We start from the raw sequence: 1,941 nt of genomic DNA, 5'->3' as shown, positions 1-1,941 counted from the left end.
TGGGTTTATTACTCCTTACCAGGCTAGATTCAATTTCTTTGGATCCTAATGTTCCCATTTTGCTTGACCATTACACTACTTTTGCCTCTATTCCTAATCCTGCTAATATCTCATGAATTTTCAATCTACCTTTTTCCGTCCATTTAGTTTCTACTTTTAATTTCTCTTCTCCTGTTTTTCTGTCAAAATATAAAGTCGTTTCTGAGTCTGCATAATCTTTATTCATATGTTTCTTATATAGAACCCATTGACTGCCTACTCTTCTGATTAAACCTTCTTCATGAAGTTTTCTATTTAAATCTATTGCCGATAACCCATAATCCGCTGCTATTTGTGTCGCTAATAAAGTCCCCTCTGATTCCAAAACATCACTCAGATAATCTAATTTAGGTTCGTCATGCTTTATTTTAGCGTGCAGTTCCCGATTCTCATTTTCCAGATCTATAGCTATTTGTAAGGCTTCTTTCATTGTTGTCGGTACTTTTAAGGCTTTAGTTTTAAAGTAATTATCTATTAACTGCCTTTGTATCTCCCAAGATAAATCATCATTGAAAGTTTTATTCAGCATCAAATATCCCGATTCCGTAAAAAGCGGAATTTCCTTAACATTATTAGGTATAAATTTCTGAGTCACTTTGAGTGACCCAGAGAATTCCTCTCTGCTCATCAAAAAATAATCTTTTTCTTTTACTAATTTATCTTTATTTCTTTCAAATTGTTGGTTTATCTTTTTGACTTCCCGCCCATGTACCTTCGCTATATCCCAAGATGTTACCACTCTTCGCCCTTTGTATTCTTTTGTTTCTAGCTGTTTATTATTTACAATTATTAATCCTCCCATATTTCTTTCCTCCTCTATAACTTTTCAAGTAATCTTAAAATTACTTTCCCGACTTCTATTCTGTCATTTAGTGTTCCGCTGTCTTTGAAATCTTCCATATACTTATCAATCATAGTTTCTATGATTTCTTTCTTATAACTGTTTTTAGATGTGGGTTTCTCTCTAACAGACATTTCTTTTAATACTGTTACAGTTCTTGTTATCCCCTGCCCCTGTACTTCTATATATCCGCCAGTTTTTAATCTATTGATATATGACTTGACATTGCCGTAATCTATTTTCAGATTATCTGCTATTTCCTTATTCATTGCTTTTGGATTATCCCGTAAATATTCCAATACTGCATTTATTTCTGTCATTTTGATACCTCACTTTTTTATTATTCATAATAGGATATTCAATACTACTAGAAGCACGAGCGATAGCGCGTGAGCTAGACCTGCCGATAATAACAAAACCTTTTTTAAAGACTTTCGCAGACCGCTCGCAAGAATACAACAATCTAGTAGTGCCAGAACCTGATTTCCCATAGATGTTACTAAAAATATTAAATATGATTCTTCTGGATTCGCCATATATTTACCTCATCTTTCTAACCGTGGATCCATTCCACAATTTTTCGTGCGTTTCCTCTAAAAAGATCATCTTTTGGCAATATCACTTCAAGGGGTCCTTTTTTAGTTCTTAAAACTGTTAAATCTTCTTTATCAATAGGGATAGAAAAGGCACCTCCTGTTAATTCAAAATCGGCATCACCCGGTTCACTTATATTCTGAAATCCCAATTTTCTTAATCCCTCTACCAGCATTGTTTTTCCCGATCCCTGCGGACCATAAATATGTACAGGTGAGTTGTCCCTTAGACATACTCTCAATACTTCTGTCTGTGTTTCTGTAAACATTGATGATAAATAATTTTTAAATTCCATATGGTTTTGTCCTTTCTTAAATATTTAATTTTGTGTTATAATCTCCTTATCTTATTTTGAAAGGATATTATATTTTTATGGCTAAAAATGTATATGCTTGCCTTTTAGGCGAATGGGTTAATTTAAATAACGATTCTGACAGTCTAATTGAAGGCAAAAGTCCATACATCTG

The 1,941-nt window shown here is 33.3% G+C and carries 3 protein-coding genes; all 3 read right to left on the bottom strand.

From position 1 onward, the window contains the following. Positions 1 to 70 precede the first annotated feature (70 nt). Complete coding sequence (locus NK213_RS19855) at positions 71 to 841, bottom strand: phage antirepressor KilAC domain-containing protein (RefSeq protein ID WP_253352554.1); 771 nt, start codon at positions 839 to 841, stop codon at positions 71 to 73. Positions 842 to 855: 14 nt separating this feature from the next. Then, positions 856 to 1,200, bottom strand: coding sequence for a winged helix-turn-helix domain-containing protein (locus NK213_RS19850; RefSeq protein ID WP_253352552.1), 345 nt, complete (start codon positions 1,198 to 1,200; stop codon positions 856 to 858). 233 nt (positions 1,201 to 1,433) lie between these two features. After that, complete coding sequence (locus tag NK213_RS19845) at positions 1,434 to 1,769, bottom strand: hypothetical protein (RefSeq protein WP_253352550.1); 336 nt, start codon at positions 1,767 to 1,769, stop codon at positions 1,434 to 1,436. Positions 1,770 to 1,941: the final 172 nt, after the last annotated feature.

This window comes from Sebaldella sp. S0638 (genome assembly GCF_024158605.1).
Taxonomy (GTDB): Bacteria; Fusobacteriota; Fusobacteriia; order Fusobacteriales; family Leptotrichiaceae; genus Sebaldella.
This window is presented reverse-complemented; position numbering and strand designations above follow the sequence as displayed.